15 protein-coding genes and 1 other RNA gene are annotated in these 17018 nt (G+C 67.2%); 6 read left to right on the top strand and 10 right to left on the bottom strand.

Annotation, left to right across the window (positions count from 1 at the left end; genetic code table 11):
* Positions 1–230: 230 nt before the first annotated feature.
* From ACFFJ7_RS01590 to trmB, 3 genes are all read left to right on the top strand, one after another.
* Entirely contained in the window at positions 231–683 is a 453-nt protein-coding gene (locus tag ACFFJ7_RS01590; protein WP_166949127.1) for a helix-turn-helix domain-containing protein, read from the top strand.
* A gap of 212 nt (positions 684–895) precedes the next feature.
* The gene (gene metK, locus ACFFJ7_RS01585; RefSeq protein ID WP_166949125.1) at positions 896–2068 is read left to right on the top strand and encodes a methionine adenosyltransferase; all 1173 of its coding nucleotides are present in this window, start codon (positions 896–898) and stop codon (positions 2066–2068) included.
* 9 nt (positions 2069–2077) lie between these two features.
* Positions 2078–2803, top strand: a complete 726-nt coding sequence (trmB, locus tag ACFFJ7_RS01580; protein WP_166949123.1) for a tRNA (guanine(46)-N(7))-methyltransferase TrmB — start codon at positions 2078–2080, stop codon at positions 2801–2803.
* A 24-nt stretch (positions 2804–2827) separates the two neighbouring features.
* On the opposite strand, the gene ACFFJ7_RS01575 is transcribed toward trmB, so the two are convergent.
* Complete coding sequence (locus ACFFJ7_RS01575) at positions 2828–3787, bottom strand: polyprenyl synthetase family protein (RefSeq protein ID WP_166949120.1); 960 nt, start codon at positions 3785–3787, stop codon at positions 2828–2830.
* 320 nt (positions 3788–4107) lie between these two features.
* Between ACFFJ7_RS01575 and mtgA the strand changes: the two genes are divergently transcribed.
* Positions 4108–4863 carry a monofunctional biosynthetic peptidoglycan transglycosylase gene (gene mtgA / locus ACFFJ7_RS01570; protein ID WP_377590507.1) on the top strand — a complete coding sequence of 252 codons (756 nt, stop codon included), beginning with the start codon at positions 4108–4110 and terminating at the stop codon, positions 4861–4863.
* A gap of 178 nt (positions 4864–5041) precedes the next feature.
* Complete coding sequence (gene rpmF / locus ACFFJ7_RS01565) at positions 5042–5227, top strand: 50S ribosomal protein L32 (RefSeq protein ID WP_166949116.1); 186 nt, start codon at positions 5042–5044, stop codon at positions 5225–5227.
* A gap of 328 nt (positions 5228–5555) precedes the next feature.
* Here rpmF and ACFFJ7_RS01560 read toward each other — a convergent pair whose 3' ends face one another.
* Entirely contained in the window at positions 5556–5957 is a 402-nt protein-coding gene (locus ACFFJ7_RS01560) for a Ros/MucR family transcriptional regulator (RefSeq protein WP_166949114.1), read from the bottom strand.
* A 174-nt stretch (positions 5958–6131) separates the two neighbouring features.
* Positions 6132–6359: a hypothetical protein gene (locus tag ACFFJ7_RS01555; RefSeq protein WP_166949112.1), complete on the bottom strand. Its 228-nt coding sequence runs from the start codon at positions 6357–6359 to the stop codon at positions 6132–6134.
* 508 nt (positions 6360–6867) lie between these two features.
* On the opposite strand from ACFFJ7_RS01555, the gene ACFFJ7_RS01550 reads away from it, so the two are divergent.
* Positions 6868–8394 carry a CYTH and CHAD domain-containing protein gene (locus ACFFJ7_RS01550; RefSeq protein WP_377590504.1) on the top strand — a complete coding sequence of 509 codons (1527 nt, stop codon included), beginning with the start codon at positions 6868–6870 and terminating at the stop codon, positions 8392–8394.
* A gap of 63 nt (positions 8395–8457) precedes the next feature.
* Here ACFFJ7_RS01550 and recR read toward each other — a convergent pair whose 3' ends face one another.
* The 7 genes from recR to ACFFJ7_RS01515 all read right to left on the bottom strand — a co-directional run bounded on the left by recR (position 8458) and on the right by ACFFJ7_RS01515 (position 16519).
* Positions 8458–9060, bottom strand: coding sequence for a recombination mediator RecR (recR, locus tag ACFFJ7_RS01545; RefSeq protein WP_166949108.1), 603 nt, complete (start codon positions 9058–9060; stop codon positions 8458–8460).
* Between the two features lie 12 nt (positions 9061–9072).
* Positions 9073–9393 (bottom strand): YbaB/EbfC family nucleoid-associated protein, encoded by a 321-nt coding sequence (locus ACFFJ7_RS01540; protein ID WP_166949106.1) that lies wholly within the window; start codon positions 9391–9393, stop codon positions 9073–9075.
* Between the two features lie 30 nt (positions 9394–9423).
* Entirely contained in the window at positions 9424–11265 is a 1842-nt protein-coding gene (locus ACFFJ7_RS01535) for a DNA polymerase III subunit gamma/tau (protein ID WP_377590501.1), read from the bottom strand.
* A 90-nt stretch (positions 11266–11355) separates the two neighbouring features.
* Positions 11356–11452, bottom strand: an RNA gene (gene ffs / locus ACFFJ7_RS01530) — signal recognition particle sRNA small type.
* 70 nt (positions 11453–11522) lie between these two features.
* Positions 11523–13898 (bottom strand): glycosyltransferase family 4 protein, encoded by a 2376-nt coding sequence (locus ACFFJ7_RS01525; RefSeq protein ID WP_377590499.1) that lies wholly within the window; start codon positions 13896–13898, stop codon positions 11523–11525.
* 42 nt (positions 13899–13940) lie between these two features.
* On the bottom strand, positions 13941–14966 hold the full coding sequence (locus ACFFJ7_RS01520) for a glycosyltransferase family 4 protein (RefSeq protein WP_377590497.1): 1026 nt from the start codon (positions 14964–14966) through the stop codon (positions 13941–13943).
* Positions 14963–16519, bottom strand: a complete 1557-nt coding sequence (locus tag ACFFJ7_RS01515) for a methyltransferase domain-containing protein (RefSeq protein ID WP_377590495.1) — start codon at positions 16517–16519, stop codon at positions 14963–14965. Before ACFFJ7_RS01515 ends, ACFFJ7_RS01520 begins: the two co-directional genes overlap by 4 nt.
* Positions 16520–17018: the final 499 nt, after the last annotated feature.

Raw genomic sequence — 17018 nt, 5'->3', positions numbered from 1 at the left:
GATTATCAACACAATGTGCATTTTTCATAACAGGCCGGGACGCATGCCGAGGTGTTGTGTTAATTGTCGAACAGGACGGCTGTACATTGCGACACATACGACATAGCAGATCTCATCCGGCATCGGGAGACGAGCAGGCGTCTGCATTCGCGCGTGGCGACGCCGCTTCCAGAAATGCGTTCTCCGGGGAGGCCCGGCACAGGCAGACAACATCGGACGCGGCCCGGGTGATGCCGAGCCGTACCGCTTCGCGTCCCCCTCGAGAGGCACACGTGACAACCACCGCGAACAAGATCGACAAACATGTCGGAAGCCGGGTCAAGGCACGCCGTCAGGAACTGGGTATCAGCCAGGAAAAGCTCGGCAACGCGCTCGGGGTAACCTTCCAGCAGGTCCAGAAATACGAGAAAGGCACGAACCGCATCAGCGCAAGCCGCCTGCAGCAGATCGGCGCCGTGCTAGGCGTGCCGGCCGCATTCTTCTTCGAGGGCCTGCAGGAATTGGCGACGACGGTTCCCGGCTTCACCGAACGGGCGACAGCTCCCTACATGCCGGAGGTCATCTCGACCGAGGAGGGGCTGCAACTGATTCGCGCCTTCCTGCGCATACCGGATCAGAACGTGCGCCGCCGAATCATCGAACTCGTGGAATCCATCGCCTGCCAGCCGACCCTGCCCCGCTAGCCGAGGAGGCTGGTGGTTTTTTTGTGTCCTGTCGTTCTTTTTAGAGAACGAGTTCGATATCCCGTCTTGACCGAACCGTCACATACTGCCAAAAGTCAGGGTCTTTAAGGGAGCCTGGGCCGGTGATCGCGTGTGTCGGTTTCCGCGGCCTTCCGGTAGCCCGATATGGTAGCCCCATGTCCACCAACCGCTGACAGCAGGGATATTGGATCGTGTCGCGTCAGAACTACGTCTTCACCAGCGAATCGGTTTCCGAGGGTCACCCCGACAAGGTGTGCGACCGTATTTCCGACACCGTCGTCGATGCCTATCTTGCCGCCGAGCCGGAAGCGCGCGTCGCCTGCGAGACTCTGGCGACCACCAACCGCGTTGTGATCGCGGGAGAGGTGCGCGGCCCCGCGACGATCACCGCCGATTACATCGCTCATCTCGCGCGCCTCGCCATCAAGGACATCGGCTACGAGCAGGAGGGCTTCCACTGGCACGACGCGGATATCGAGGTTCTGCTGCATGCGCAGTCCGGCGATATCGCGCAGGGCGTAGACGCCGCCGGCAACAAGGACGAAGGCGCCGGTGACCAGGGGATTATGTTCGGCTACGCCGTGCGCGAGACGCCGGAGCTGATGCCAGCCCCCATCTATTATGCCCACCGCATCCTGAAGCGCCTGTCGGAAGCGCGCCGCAGCGGCGAATCGGGCACGCTCGGCCCGGACGCCAAGAGCCAGGTGACGGTGCGCTACGAAAACGGCAAGCCGGTCGGCGTGACGCAGATTGTCGTGTCGACCCAGCATCTCGACCCGACGCTGAACTCGAACGACGTGCGCGCCATTGTCGAGCCCTACGTGCGCGAGGCGCTGCCCGAAGGCTGGATCGATGCGAAGACCGTCTGGCACGTCAACCCGACGGGCAAGTTCGTCATCGGCGGGCCGGACGGCGACGCGGGCCTGACCGGCCGCAAGATCATCGTGGACACCTACGGCGGTGCGGCCCCGCACGGCGGCGGCGCCTTCTCCGGCAAGGACCCGACCAAGGTCGACCGTTCGGCCGCCTACGCGGCGCGTTATCTGGCGAAAAACGTCGTCGCGGCCGATCTGGCGGACCGCGCCACTATCCAGATCGCCTATGCCATCGGCGTGGCGCAGCCGCTCGCACTCTATGTCGATCTGCACGGCACGGCACGGGTGGACGAGGCGAAGCTCGAAAGCGCGCTGCTTGAGGTGCTCGACCTGTCGCCGCGCGGCATTCGCCAGCATCTGTCGCTCAACCGTCCGATCTATGCCCGCACCTCGTCCTACGGCCACTTCGGCCGCCCACCCGAGGCGGATGGCGGCTTCTCGTGGGAGCGCACCGATCTCGTGGACGCGCTGCGCTCGATCCTCGGCTGACGGCAGGCGATGACGGTTCCGGACACGCCGTCCGCACCGGCGGATGCCGATGCGGCAGCCGATTCCCTGCGCGGCGCCTTCTTCGGGCGCCGTAAGGGCAAACGCCTGCGCGACCGACAGGCCGATCTCATCAGCGACCTGCTGCCGCGCCTGCGTCTGCCCGAGGCCGGGCCGCTCACGCCGAATGGCCTTTTCGGGCGGCCGGTGGATGACGTCTGGATCGAAATCGGCTTCGGCGGCGGTGAACACCTGATCGCCCGGGCGCTGGCGGATCGCGGCAAGGGCATCATCGGCTTCGAACCCTTCATCAACGGCATGGCGAAGCTGCTTGGGCGCGTCGCGGACGAGGGCATCGACAACGTCCGCCTGCACGACGCGGACGCGATCCCGGTGCTGGCGCGCCTGCCCGCGGCCAGCATCGGGCAGGCGTTCATCCTGTATCCCGACCCGTGGCCCAAGCGCCGGCACCGCAAGCGGCGCATTATTTCCGACGAGACATTGTCGCTGCTCGCGCGCATCATCCGCCCCGGCGGCCTGCTGCGTTTCGCAACCGACATCGACGATTATGCCGCCTGGACGCTGGCGCGGCTGGACCGCTCGCCTGATTTCATCTGGCAGGCGGAGCGCGCCGACGACTGGCGCGAGCCATGGCCGGGTTGGCTCAGCACACGCTACGAACAGAAGGCTTTCCGCGAGGGCCGCAGGCCGAGCTACATCACCGCCGTGCGGCGGTAACGGACCGGGCGCCCCGGCGGCGCCTCACGATTGACGCGAGGCGGTGAAGCGGGCGGCGGAGCGCAGGATATCGGCCTTCGCGCCAAACGATGCCAGCGCGGCGATCGCGGCCTCCACCAGTGTGTCACGCTCGCGCCTGGCGCGTTCCAGCCCCAGCACGCCGACGAGCGTCGCCTTGCCCTTCCCGGCATCCTTGTCCGTGCGCTTGCCCATGGCGGCCGCGCTCGATTCGCGGTCGAGGATGTCGTCGGCGATCTGGAACGCCGCCCCCACCGCCCGCCCGTAGGCGCCGAGCGCCTGCCTGTCGCCGAGCGGCGCGCGCCCCAACAGGGCCCCGGCATCGACCGCGAAGGCGATCAGCGCGCCGGTCTTCATAGCCTGCAGACGCCTGACGCGCGCCTCGTCGAGCAGCACATCGCCATAGCGACCCTCCGCCGCGAGGTCGATCATCTGCCCGCCGACCATGCCGCCGAGGCCCGCCGCGCGTGCCAGCCCCTGCACGAAGGCGGCGCGGACGGCCGGGTCCGTGTGGCTGCTCTCGTCGGCCGCGACATCGAAGGCCAGCGTCAGCAACGCATCGCCGGCCAGAATGGCGGTGGCCTCGTCAAAGGCCTTGTGCACGGTGGGGCGGCCGCGCCGAAGATCGTCGTCGTCCATGGCGGGCAGGTCGTCGTGCACCAGCGAATAGCCGTGCACGAGTTCCAGCGCGCAGGCACCGTTGAGCGCGTGGGCGAAGGGAACGCCAAACAGCGCCGCCGTCTCGATCACGAGGAAGGGCCGCAGCCGCTTGCCGCCACCCAGCATGGCGTGGCGCATGGCAGCGACGAGCCGGGCCGGGCGTGCGATCTCGCCCCGGCGCGGCGCATCGTCGAGCAGGGCCGCTATCCGCTCCTCGACCGCCTGGACAACGGCGCCCAGCCGACGCTGGAAGGCCGCCTCGGGATCGAGATCCGTGCCCGTGATTCGCGTCGCTTCGTGTTCCATGGCCCCGCCTTCCACTGTCTTCACAACATCAACCCGCGTGCGTATGATTGGTCCCGTGGGGGCATCGGTGCCGTCGCCCGTCCGGGCGGCGTCCGGCTCCCTTCGGGGATCGATTCCTTGCCGCCTCGTCTCCTTGTCTCAGCTTCGGCCGTCCCTGTCCACATCCGGTCTGCCGCACGCTCCCGCGTCTCTGGCGCCGCTTCCTGGAAAAGACGACGCACGAACAAAAGCATGGAACAGCGTGACCGGTCCGGGAAACGTCATCCTGTTCCGATACGACGGTCCGCAAACCCGTCATCAGGAGGGACTTCGGAAGGGATATGGCAAGGGGGGAGACCGCGACGAGGAAGGAAACAGTGACGCCACGCCGGAAAACGCGCCCGGCGGCGACCGGCGGCAGGCTGCGGCGCGTTCTGCGCTGGCTCGTCCTCGCCGGTCTGGCGACCGCCGCCCTGCCGCTTCTGCTACTACTCCTGTACGGCGTCGTCCCACCCGTCTCCACGCTGATGCTGGGGCGCTGGCTCACGCTGCAGCCGGCGGAGCGGGAATGGGTCGCGCTCGCCGACATCGCGCCGGCACTGCCGCAGGCCGTCATCGCCTCGGAAGATTCGCGCTTCTGCCTGCACGGGGGCGTCGACTGGGGCGCGCTGCGGCAGGTGATCGGCGATGCAGGCGACGACGGGCCGGCGCGCGGCGCCTCCACCATTCCCATGCAAACCGTCAAGAACCTCGTGCTGTGGCCGGGTCGCTCCTACGTGCGCAAGGGGCTGGAAGTGCCGCTCGCGCTCTACGCGGACGCGATCTGGTCGAAGCGGCGGATGATGGAGAACTATCTCAACATCGCGGAATGGGGCGTGGGCATCTTTGGCGCCGAGGCAGCGGCGCGGCGTTACTTCGGCAAGAGCGCCAGAAACCTCACCCGGCGCGAAGCGGCGCTGCTGGCCACCGCCCTGCCCAATCCGCGCCAGCGCGACCCCGCGCGCCCAGCCCGCTTCCACGCCCGCGCCGCCAATGCCGTGATCGCGCGCATGCCCAATGAGGATGCGGGCTGCCTAGCCGAAGCGCCCGCTCCATAAGGCACGGACGGCGAACGACCCCCGCCGCCGCCCGGCTGTCACGGATCGCGGCGGCGACGGTCAAAAAACGCTGGCCAAACGGGATGGAATCTTGTAAAAGCCCGCATCCCATTGAAATCTGAACATGGATGGGTTGTGTCCGGATTGCCGGATCATCGCCATTGATCGGAGTTGAGTTATGGCCGTTCCAAAAAGAAAAACCTCGCCAGCAAAACGCGGCCACCGCCGTTCCGCCGATGCGCTGGCTAACCCTACCTATGTCGAGGACAAGGACTCGGGCGAGCTGCGCCGCCCGCACCACGTGGATCTCAAGACGGGAATCTATCGCGGTCGCCAGATCCTGAAGCCGCGCGTCGAGGCCTGATCCGGTCCCGAACATGGCGCCGCCACGCGCTCCCGCCGCCCGCCCAGGCGCGCGGCGGAAGCATAAAGCGCCCGATATCAAAAAAGCCCATTCCTGATTCGCACAGTCAGGAATGGGCTTTTTGCAGGAATGGGCTTTTTCGTCGCTGAAGACACCTGACGGCCGCCTTCCGGACGCTCTGTTCGCGGAACCGTGCCGAGTGCCGCGGCGCGCCTTTTCGGGAAGGCGGATTGCCCTCCCGCTAACGGCACGTGTCTTGCCTTGCAGCGCCGGACGTTCTGACGGAATCAGACTGTTCGTATAATATTTTATGCAGACATGGTTGCACTCAGTCCATCACGCCGCTTGCGCGGCGGGCGAGCATGGCCCGCGTAGCGGAGTAGTTGGGGGCAACCATCGGATAATTGGCCGGCAGACCCCACTTGTCGCGGTATTGCTGGGGCGTCATCTTGTAATGTGCTGCCAGATGGCGCTTCAGGGACTTGTACTTCTTGCCGTCTTCCAGACAGATGATGTAGTCGTCGGTGATGGATATCTCGACGGGAACCGCGGGCTCGGGGCGGGGTTCGGGCTTGGGAGCGCCCTGGCTCAGCCTGTCGAGCGTGGTATGCACGGCCTGCACCACGTCGATCAGATCGTCGGCAGATAATTTGTTGAACGAAACATAGGACTTGACGACCGAGCGGGTAATTTCCGCTATGGTCGGGTCGGCACTTTCCACCGTATTCATGTCAAACACTCCATCACGAGATTTGTGCCGCCCCGCGACGGCGGGAGCGACCTTTCCATTTTCTGAACTTGCGGACGGATGCCGGGCCCCGCTGGCGCCCGCCCTTCAAAGACGACCTGTGCCGCTGACCGGAAAGGCGGCGTTTCTCCCGGTTGAAAGCGCGCGGCCCGTTGCTCAGGACGAGCGCAGTGCGTCGTTCCAGCCGGTGAGGTAGATTCTTGACAGTATCCGCTCGGCCAGCGCCCGCTGCCTGTTCCAGCCGATCGTCGAGCGGCTCGTCCCACGCCCGTCCGCGATATCGATCGCGGCGTCGGAGATGGCCTGCATCGCGACCGACGGAATTGTTGCGGACGCAGACCATTCCGCGACATAACTGTCTTTCTGAGCGTCATGTTCAGCCATCAAGATAAATACCTCCGGTTGATTGCGTGTAAAAAATCGCTCAAACCGTTTCCTGCCCTGTGCGATATTCCCTGTATCCGCGTCGTGCATACAGAAGACGGGCGCCGGCACCCATGTGCTAACCCAGGTACTTGACGATACCCTTCCTCATGCTTGTCTCACGCGCAGCAACGACCGGCTACGTACAACAACGGACAACCGCAACCAGATGTCATGATACTGTCATACGTATATCTTTCATCACGCTTCACTATTTGCGTCAATTATGTCGCTTGTCAAGCGACATTTTTGCCACAACTCCTGTCCATCGCACGATCACCAAACTGTCGTGGTAATTGCTCAGGATGAGCGTCGCCCAGAACATCTGAACCGTTGTATTCGTTTCATGTTCGTGCAGGATCGTCCGGACACCGCGCCGTATCCCGGCGTGACGACTTCAGCCGGAGCGGAACTTCGGTTGAAGCGGCATCCGGGGCAGGGCCGAACTTGTCGTGGGGGTAGGAGAACGATGGCCGAGGAAATTGAACTCAAGCTGGCATTGAGCCCTGCGTCGCTGCAGCGCCTGTCGACCCACCCGGCGTTCCTGCGGCTGCAATCGGTGCGCGGCGTGCACAAGCGTCTGCGGTCGACCTATTTCGACACGCCCGAGCACGACCTGCACCGAGCCGGCGTCTCGCTGCGCCTGCGCGCCGACGGCGAACAGACCATCCAGACCGTCAAGAGCGCCCGCGATTTCGGCCTGCTGGTCATGGACCGCAATGAATGGGAACACCCCGTCGTCGGTACCGCGCCCGATTTCTCGTGCATCGCGGACACCGCACTCGCGCCGCTGATCGCGGACGACCGCTGCCGCACCGCCATCCGGCCGATCTTCACCATCAACGTCGACCGCGAGGTCGTTCCCCTGGACTATCGCGCGTCCGGGATCGAGGTCGCGCTCGATCACGGCCGGGTGTCGGTGGGCCGCAGGGCGCGCCGCTTCGCCGAGGTGGAGCTGGAGCTGAAGCGGGGCGACGCGACCGATCTGTACGCGCTGGCGCAGGAAATCGCCGCCATCGTCTCCGTGCGCCCGGGCTACATCGCCAAGTCCGACCGCGGCTACGATCTCATCACCGGCCGCGAGCCGGCGGTCACCAAGGCGCCGTCGCTGGACCTTGCGCCGGATACGCCAACCGGCGAGGCGTTCAGGATCATCGCCCGCTCCTGCCTGAAGCAGTTCCTCGCCAACGAGGAGGTGCTGCGGCGCGCGCCCGTCTCCGGCGCGGTGCATCAGGCGCGCGTGGCATTGCGGCGGCTGCGGGCGGCGATCTCGGTGTTCCGCAAGGTCGCTGACGACGGCCAGCGCATCTTCATCAGCGGTGAATTGCGCTGGATCGCCAACCGCCTCGGCGCGGCGCGCGATCTCGACGTCTATATCGAGAACGTGCTCGAACCCGCGAAAGCCGAACACGCGGGCGCCCCTGCCTTCGCCGAGTTGCTCGTGAACTACGGCAAGCAGCGCGAGCACGCCTATGACAGTGCCCAACGGGCCATCGCCTCGCGCCGCTGCACCCGGGCCGTGATCGCCGCCCTGGCGTGGGTCGAGGCGGGTGCCTGGACCCGCAGCCCCGACAAGGCCGCACGGAAACGGCGCGAGCAGCCGGTGTGGAAATTCGCCAGCAAGCAGCTCGACCGCCGCCGCCGGAAAATCATCGCCGCCGGGGCCGAACTCGCGACGCTCACGCCGCCCGAGCGGCACGAGGTGCGCATCGAGCTGAAGAAGCTGCGCTATGCGGCGGAATTCTTCGCCGGCCTGTTCCACGAGCCGGAAACGCGCAAGCGCTACAAGGCGGCGGTGTCCGCCATGTCGACGCTGCAGGACCTGCTGGGCGAACTCAATGACATCGCCGTCAGCCGCGAGCGCGCGGCGCTGTCCGACGCCGAGCAGGAACTGCGCGAGGAACATGCGGCGCATGAGAGCGAACTGCTCGCCAGAGCGGAAAAAACCTACAGTGCTTTCGTCGACACGCCCCCGTTCTGGCACGACGGGCAGTAGGAGCCGGAGCCTTTTTCGAAGGAGCCGCCCCGCCGGCACCGGTCGGGAACCGGTGCCGGGACGTCAGAACGCCCCGCGCTGCCTGATGGCGGCGGCCAGCGTACCGTCGTCGAGATAGTCCAGTTCCCCGCCGATCGGCACGCCGTGGGCGAGCCGCGTGACGCGCACCGGCAGATCGGCCAGGATCGCGGTGATGTAGTGGGCTGTCGTCTGGCCGTCGACTGTCGCGTTGAGCGCCAGCAGAACTTCCCGCACTGCAGGATCAGCGGCCCGCTGGTGGAGGGTGGCGAGGTTGAGGTCGTCCGGGCGCACGCCGTCGAGCGCCGAAATCACGCCGCCCAGCACGTGATAGCGCGCGCGGACGGCGCCCGCGCGTTCCAGCGCCCACAGGTCGGAAACGTCGGCGACCACCACCAGCAGCGAGGGGTCGCGCGTCTCGTCCCGGCAGATGGCGCAGGGGTCGGACGTATCGACGTTGCCGCAGACCGAGCACACCCTCACCCGCTCGCTGACCTGCTGCATGGCTTCCGCCAGCGGCGCGAGCAGCGTTTCCCGCCGCTTGACGAGTTGCAGCGCGGCCCGGCGCGCGGAGCGGGGGCCGAGCCCCGGCAGGCGCGCCAGCAACTGGATCAGCCGCTCGATTTCAGGACCGGCGGGCGAGGCCATCGGCCGCGAACCTCAGAACAGCTTCAGGCCGGGCGGGATCGGCAATCCCTTCGTCAGATCGGCGATACGGTCCTGCACCACCCGCTCGCCCTTGGCCCGCGCGTCGTTGAGGGCGGCGACGACGAGATCCTCGACGATCTCCTTGTCGTCGGGGTTGAGGAGCGAGGGGTCGATGGTCACCGTCTTGACCAGCCCCTTGGCGGTGGCGACGACTTTGACCGATCCGCCGCCGGAAGTGCCCTCGACCTCGATCGCGTCGAACTCGGCCTGCACGTCGGCCATCTTCTGCTGCAGGCCCTGGGCCTGTTTCATCAATCCCATGATGTCGCGCATGTTTACGGTGCTCCCCTGTGCGTCAGTCACTCAGTCGTCGATATAGGGCGCGGGCGCATCCGGTGCGAGGCCGGCATCGTCATCGAGACCGGCGTTCGCCTCCCCGACCGCGTCGGCGTGGGTGTCGGTCTCCGCTTCCTGCACGATGTCACGCACGCCGACGATTGTCGCGCCCGGAAAGCGGGCAAGCACCGCCTGCACCAGCGGATGGGCGCGCGCATCCTCACGCCGCTCCTGAGCGCGGGCGCGCGCCAACTCCGCGAGCGTGGGCGCGCCTTCCGCCGACGAGAGCGCCACCACCCAGCGCCGCCCCGTCCAGTCGAGCAGGCGCTTGCCGAGATCGGCGATGACGGACGGATTCGCGCCGGGGACGAGCGCCACCTCGATCACGCCCTGCTCATAGCGCACCAGCCGCACGTCACGCTCCAGCGCCGCCTTGAGACCGACGTCGCGATGTTCGCCGGCGAGCGCCACCACGTCCTCGAAGCGGGCGAGCCTGATTTCCTCGCGCGCGGCCTCCCCGGGCCGGGCGGATACCTCAGGCCGGGCGGCCATTTCAGCCCGGGCAGACGTCTGGGGACGCGCAAGCGCAACCGGCTCCGCGCGCACGGTCGCGAGCGCCAGACGCTGGCCGCCGCCTGACGGCGCCCCCTCCCTGCCCGCGCCGGAAATCGCGCCGGGCCGTTCACCCGCTCCGGTTCCCGCGCCATTGTCGCGCAGCAGGCGCAACGCCTCCTCCGGCGAGGGCAGGTCGGCGGCATAGGCGAGGCGCACCAGTACCATCTCGGCCGCCGCCAGCGCTTGCGGCGCGGCCTGCACCTCCGGCAGCCCCCGGACCAGTATCTGCCATGTCCGCGACAGTACCCGCACCGAAAGCCTGCCGGCGAGGTCGGCGCCGCGCACGCGCTCCACATCGGTCAGCGCGGCGTCGTTCGCCGCCTCCGGCACGAGCTTGAGGCGGGTGACAAGATGGGTGAAGCCGGCCAGGTCGGCGAGCACCACGGCCGGATCGGCGCCCGCATCGTACTGGCTGGCGAGTTCGGCGAGGGCCGTGGCGATATCGCCGTGCATCAGCGCCTCGAACAGATCGATCACCCGCCCGCGATCGGCGAGGCCCAGCATGGCCTTCACCTCGGCGAGATCGATGCGGCCCGCGCCGTGGGCGATGGCCTGGTCCAGCAGCGAGAGCGAATCGCGCACCGAGCCCTCCGCCGCGCGGGCGATGAGCGCCAGCGCCTCCTCGTCGGCAGCGACGTCCTCCGCCGCGCAGATGCGCGCGAGATGCGCCCGCAGCGTCGCCGCCTCCACGCGGCGCAGGTCGAACCGCTGGCAGCGCGACAGGATGGTCACCGGCACCTTGCGGATTTCCGTGGTGGCGAACACGAACTTGGCGTGGGGCGGCGGTTCCTCCAGCGTCTTCAGGAAGGCGTTGAACGCCTTCTCGGAGAGCATGTGGACCTCGTCGATGATATAGACCTTGTAGCGCGCGCTGACCGGCGCATAGCGGATGCCGTCGATGATCTGGCGCACATCGTCGATGCCGGTGTGGGAGGCGGCGTCCATCTCCATCACGTCGACGTGGCGCGATTCCATGATGGCGTCGCAGTGCACGCCTGATTCGTCGAGATGCACGGTCGGCCCGCCCGATCCGTCCGCGCGGACGAAGTTGAGCGCGCGCGCCAGGATGCGGGCAGTGGTCGTCTTGCCCACGCCGCGCACACCGGTCAGCATCCACGCCTGCGGAATGCGCCCGGCCTCGAAGGCGTTGGAGAGTGTTCTGACCATGGCGTCCTGCCCGATCAGGTCGCCGAAACTGCGGGGACGGTACTTGCGCGCGAGAACGCGGTAGGGGGCGTTGGGCGAAGCGGTCACGGCACCATCCGGGCGAGGAATACGGCAGGCATCATAGCGTGGCCCGGCCGCACGCCGCCGAAATCAGTCAGGAGCCGGCGGGCGAATTGCGGTGGGAGGCTGGACGAAGACCCGCCCGGTCTCGTTAGGGCTGCTTCCTTCCGGACCTGACCCGGTTGGCGAGTGGAACGTCCAACGCCAACCTCCCGCTCCCTATATCGGGGAAACTGCCCGCCAACGCAAGGGGGCGGTGCGATTTCCCCAGCAGGCGCCGGCAATCAGGCAACGACGTCGCGCAGGATCGTCTCCCACGTGAAGTGGTCGCGCACGTGGCTGAAAGCGTTGGCGATCATGCCTTCATGGGCGCCCATGCCACGGCCGGCGATGTGCGCCAGTGCCTCCGCCATGCGCTCGCGCTCCGCCACGATCACGTGTTCCCCGTCCTTCATGTCGAGCCCGCGGATGCCGATGGGCGTGGTGAGCACGAGCGCGCCGCGGGCGGCGTAGTCGATGACCTTGAAGTTGGTGCCAGCGCCCACGATCACCGGATTGATGCCGACATCGGCGGCGGCGAAAACCGTCTGCAGCACATCCTCCCCGACGAGGCCTAGCAGCGAGACATTCGGCGGCAGATCGCGGGCGCGCAGCTCGGGGGCCGCGCACATCTTGCCCACGAACCAGAACGTCCATTCCGGACGTTCGCGGGCGATGCCGGCGAGCGCGACCGCGCCCTCGACATTTGGCGCGTGCCAGCTCCCGACATAGAGCGCCAGCGGCCCGTGCACGCCGAGTTTCTCCTTCAGCGCCTCGCGCCGCCCGCGCTCCAGCAACGGGTCCGCCGGAATGTCGGTGCCGTTGGGCACCAGCACGATCCGGTCTTCCGGCTTGCCGAACATATCCCGGAAGGCAGCCTTCTCTTCCTCGCTGACGGTGAGGATGCGCTCCGCCCCCTCCACGCATTCGCGTTCGAGCTGCGCGACCTCGGCGAGGACCGCCCGGCCGGCCGGCGTCTTCGGCAGCATGGCGTCCTTGAGCAGGGTCTCGACATTGTGGGCGTCGTACCAGATCGGCCCTTCCCAGGCCTCGCGGATGAAGCGGTAGAGATAGGGATGGCAGGCGATGGCGAGGTCCGCGCCTGCGAGGCGGCCGCGCAGCTCCCGCGACAGCGCGGGCGTGAGGTGGCCGTAGAGCGCAGCCGAGATGTCGGAGACTGACGTCTCATCCAGTTTTTTCGTCAGCGCCCATTCCGCGTCGATATGTTCCGGCGAGATCGGAATGCGGACTTCGCGGAAATGCGGCGAAAAGAAAAACTCCTCTGCCGGCGTGTCGTCGCGGCCGAGGGAGACAACCGTCACGTCCGCCGTGCGCGCGAACTCCCGCGCCAGCGACCACAGTCGCCGCTTGCCGCCCGTATCTACGGGCCACAGCAGGTAGGAGTTGGCGATGACGATGCGACGGCGCGGGCGCTTGCGCGACGGGATCACGAGCGCCGTGCCGAGGTTCTGCCAGGTAATCGGCCGCACCCGCTCGCGCCCCGCGGCACCCATCCGCAGCGCCCGCTCCGGATCGGCGAGCAGCGACTCGAAAGCGGCGGCGAGCGCCGCGGGGTCTGTGTCGGTGACGAGGCCGGTCACGCCGTCCTCGACGAATTCCAGCACACCGCCGGCATCCCTGACGGTGACGACCGGTCGGCCCGCCGCCAGCGCCTCCAGCGTGATGAGGCCGTAGTCCTCGTCGTAGGGCACGAAGGGAACGGCGAGCGCCGTGCGGTAGTGGCGCGCGAGTTCCTGCTCCGAGAGCCGCCCCGCGAAGCTGATGCGGCCGTCGCCCTTGGCCCGCAGGGTCAGTTCCTGTCGCTGCGGCCCGTCGCCGGCGATGACGAGGCGCGCGGGCCCCTCCACCCGGCGAAACGCATCGATGATGAGCGAAATCCGCTTGGCGTGATCGAGTCGGCTCGCGGTGAAGAATGTCGGCGCGGCGCCGTCAGGCCCCGTGATCGTGCCGGCGTCGTCTTCCTTCAGGATGGCGAGCCCGAGGTCGGACGGCACGTAGGCCACCTCGGGCTCCGCGTCCTGCGGAAAATAGCCCGCCCGCCGGCACACGTTATGCGATATGGCGACGTGCCGGCTGATGCTGCCGGTCGACAGGCCGATATCGTCGAGCTTGTGGACGACGGCGCGGATGAGCGGCCCGGGCAGCGCCAGCCAGTGCGCGGGCGGATCGGCGGCCAGCAGCCGGTCGATCTCGCCGAAAATCTCGGAGAGCTGGCTGCGGCAGGTCGACGGGCCTTCGAGCAACGGCCGTAGCGGGCCAAGCAGTGCGTCGTCGGGCAGCGCGGTGTCGAGGTCGCCCGGCCAGGTGTCGTAGAGGCCGCGCAGCCGGTGCAGCATGTACACCGCATGGTTGCGGTGCGAAACCATCCACGCCGGATACTTGCCCGAGATGACGAGGTCGAAGTGCGACAGGTCCAGACAGGAGAACTGGCGGTAGCCGTTCACGATCTCGCGGAAGTTCCGCTCCAGCGTCGGCACCTTGATCAGTTCGCAGACATGCTTCGTCTCATAGGCGTAGTACTGCGTCAGCCCGAGCCAGACGCGCTCCGCGCCGCCAAAGGCGAACGGCACGGGACTTGGAGCGATCACCGCGATTTTCATCTTCGATCCGTCGTAGGTTGCGCGTCCTTGCGGGTTGCGCGGTCACTCGGTCAGGCGGCCGACGACCGTGTCCCAGGAAATGTCCCGTTCCAGATAGCGGGCGAGCCCCAGCCTGCCCATGTCCCGCGCCTTGGCGCGGTCGCTCCACAGCCGGTCGACCGCGTCGGCGATGCCCTGCGCGGTCGGCTCGACGACGAAGCCCTCCTCCCCGTCCGCGACGAACTCGAGCGGGCCACCCGAATCGGCGCAGGTGATGACGGGCTTGGCGGCAAGTTGCGCCTCAAGCGTGACATAGCCGTAATCCTCGTCGCGCGGCGGGTAGATCACCCCGAGGCAATTGGCGTAGAGGGCGAGCTTCTCGGCATCCGGACAATCCTCCAGAATGACGACCTTGCCGCCCAAATCGTTCTCGGCCACGAACTGCCTGTTCTGCTCCAGCAGACCGCCCCGGCCCGCCAGCACGCAGATGACGGGCGAGCGCCAAAGCTTCGCCGCCTCCAGCACCAGATCCTGGCGCTTCAGTGCTTCCATGCGGCTCGGCAGGAAGACGTAGTCCAGCGCCTCGTCGCAGCGGTAGAATTCCGCCAGCGGCGGCGGATGGTAGAGCGGCTCGGCGGCGATGCCGTTGTAGCGCAGGAGGCGCGTGCTGACATTGCGCGAGTTGGCGAATATCCGCTCCGCGCGCGCCAGCACACGCTTGTCGTAGTCGTGGATAAGGTCGTGCAGGCGTTGCACCTCCGGCGACGCATCCTCCCCCGCGTAGAGATCGTACACCGCGCGGTGCTGGTGCATCACCCAGACGACGTGGTGGGGATGCCGCACGCCATAGCCGGGGAACTGGAGGCTGATGACCTTGTCGACATGCTGGCCGTTGGGGGCCGTCAGGTCCAGCGTCTCGCACCAGTTCATCAACCGTTCGATGCTGGCCTCGGGATGGAACGTGAAGGGAAACCGCAGCGTCTCCACCTCATGGCCGCGCGCCTGCAGCGCATCCACCAGTCCCGCGAAATGATAGGTGGCCCCACCGGTCAGGAACGGCGTGGCATTGACGGTGACGATCAACCTCATACGGACGGATACTCCTCGCGCGGCTTGTGTGCGAGGATGGCATAGTCCTGCGGGCCATAGAACAGCGCGTTGAAACGATCCGCCACCGGACCTTCCTCCCGCACCGCCGTTTCCGGATCGTGCGGATGCAGGCGGGCGATGTCGACCGTCTCGAAACCGTGGTAGCGCGCCAGAAAGCCCATGGTGACGGGCGTCAGCGGGTGGCGGTGCGTCGGATCGTGATAGAAGGAATAGCTGCCGACGAACACGTTCTCGGGATTGGGCGTCTCGAAGAGCACGAGTCCGCCCGGCTGCAGTACGCGGAACGCCTCCTCGAACAGCGAGAACAGCACGGGAAACGGCAGGTGCTCGATGATGTGGAAGCCGCTCACCACCGAGAGGCTGCTGTCCGGCACGGCGCGCAGCGCCGACAGCGCGTCGTTGTGGGTGACGTCGAGGCCCTTGTCGCGGCAGACGCTGACCATCGCCGGGCTGAGGTCAATGCCGCGCGCCTCGTAGCCGCAGTCGCGCAGCAGCCCGAGCCACTCGCCGCGCCCGGAGCCGAGATCGAGAATCGGGCCGTCGCAGACGGACTTCACCGCCGCCAGCGTGTCGAGATAGTAGCCGTGGCGCGCCCGGATCACGTCCTCCGGCCCGCGCATGGCGTTCTCGAATGCCAGGTAATAGGCGTCGAGGCGCGGATCGGTCGCCACCGCGTTGTCCCCGCCGCCGTTCCCGGCGTTGAGTCGCTCGCCCAGCGCCGCGACGGTGCCGCGGGCCGCCAGCGCGACGCGCGCCGCCTGCACGGCCAGAATGCCGTTCTCGTTGCTGCGCAGGAACCGGTAAAGCGGCCGGGACAGAAAGCGGAAGGGCGCGCGATCTACCCACCGCGCCCAGGAAAAGATTCGCCTCTGGCGGCGCAACGTCGGGTCATCCTTGCCGCGCGCGACGAACTCGGGCGAAGATGAGATGTCGCACAGGATTTCAAGGCGCCCGCGCCCCTCCGCGAGCTTGTGTCTGTAGCCGTCGAGCCCCAGCAGATCGATATCCCGGTCGAGCAGCACCCGGTAGGCGTTGTTGAGGAAGACGTCACCTTCCTCCAGCAGCAGTTGCGGCCAGAGGTCCAGCCGGTCGCGCGGTGCGAGCGGCGAACGGCCCTCCGCCCATGTGCTCTCGGCCCCTTCGCCCTCCGTCGCCCGCGCGGCGGGGGCATCGGACCCGTCGCGGTCCGATGGCGCAAGGCTGAGAACCCGCAGCCGCTCGCGCAGGATGCGGATTTCGTTCTCTGCCCTGTCGATGGCCGCCATGCGGTCCCGCTGCGCGGCGATGGCGGAAGCCTGCGCCTGCAGGCCCGTTCGCAGTTCCGCGATCGTCGGGGGCAGCGAGGCCGCATCCCGCTCAAGCCGCCGCTCGATGGCCTCCAGCCTCGCATCGATATCGATGAGGTCGACGGGCGCGGTGGCGAGCGTCAGCGACGCGCGGCGGGCCGGATTTCCCTGCGAAGGGATCGCGAAGCCGTGCGCTTCCTTGCGGATTCGGGTGAGCAGTTGTTCGATGGACGGTTGATCGGACATGTTCCCCACACACGCTGCAGATCAGGCAAGGATCGATCAATCGCCGCGCTGACCAGTATCTATCTTCGGTTAAACAGGTGACAGGCCCGTTCTATATTACATTCGCACATACAAGCGGCAATGAAAACGTCAGCTTGAGCGTTCGGTGGATCGACTTGAAAGGTCGATGCAGCGGCGCTGCAGCCGTTTCGCCCCGGTTTGCATGAACCGGCGCCTTCGGCCAATCGGCATACACCCCATCGATACGCGAACCCATGGCTATCGTCGCTCCGCATGCCACAACGCTTTCGGGAGGGGCGGAGGCCGCCTCTCCGGCCCGAAAGCGCGACAGAGCTATGACCGCGAGCCGTTCGGACGCTTCGGCGAAAAGCGAAACGGCTCCGTTGCAGCCTGCCCGGGAAGGCGATCCCGGCTGTCTTCCGCGCCGATCGATAGCATCGCCCCGCAGGCTGTTCAATCGGTTCCGGCAAAAACCTCCGGCACGGAGCCGCGCCGCACA

This window comes from Pseudochelatococcus lubricantis, from assembly GCF_042432495.1.
In the GTDB taxonomy this organism is placed as follows: Bacteria; Pseudomonadota; Alphaproteobacteria; order Rhizobiales; family Beijerinckiaceae; genus Pseudochelatococcus; species Pseudochelatococcus lubricantis.
The sequence above is the reverse complement of the archived record's forward strand: the minus strand, read 5'-3'. Positions and strand labels throughout refer to the sequence as shown.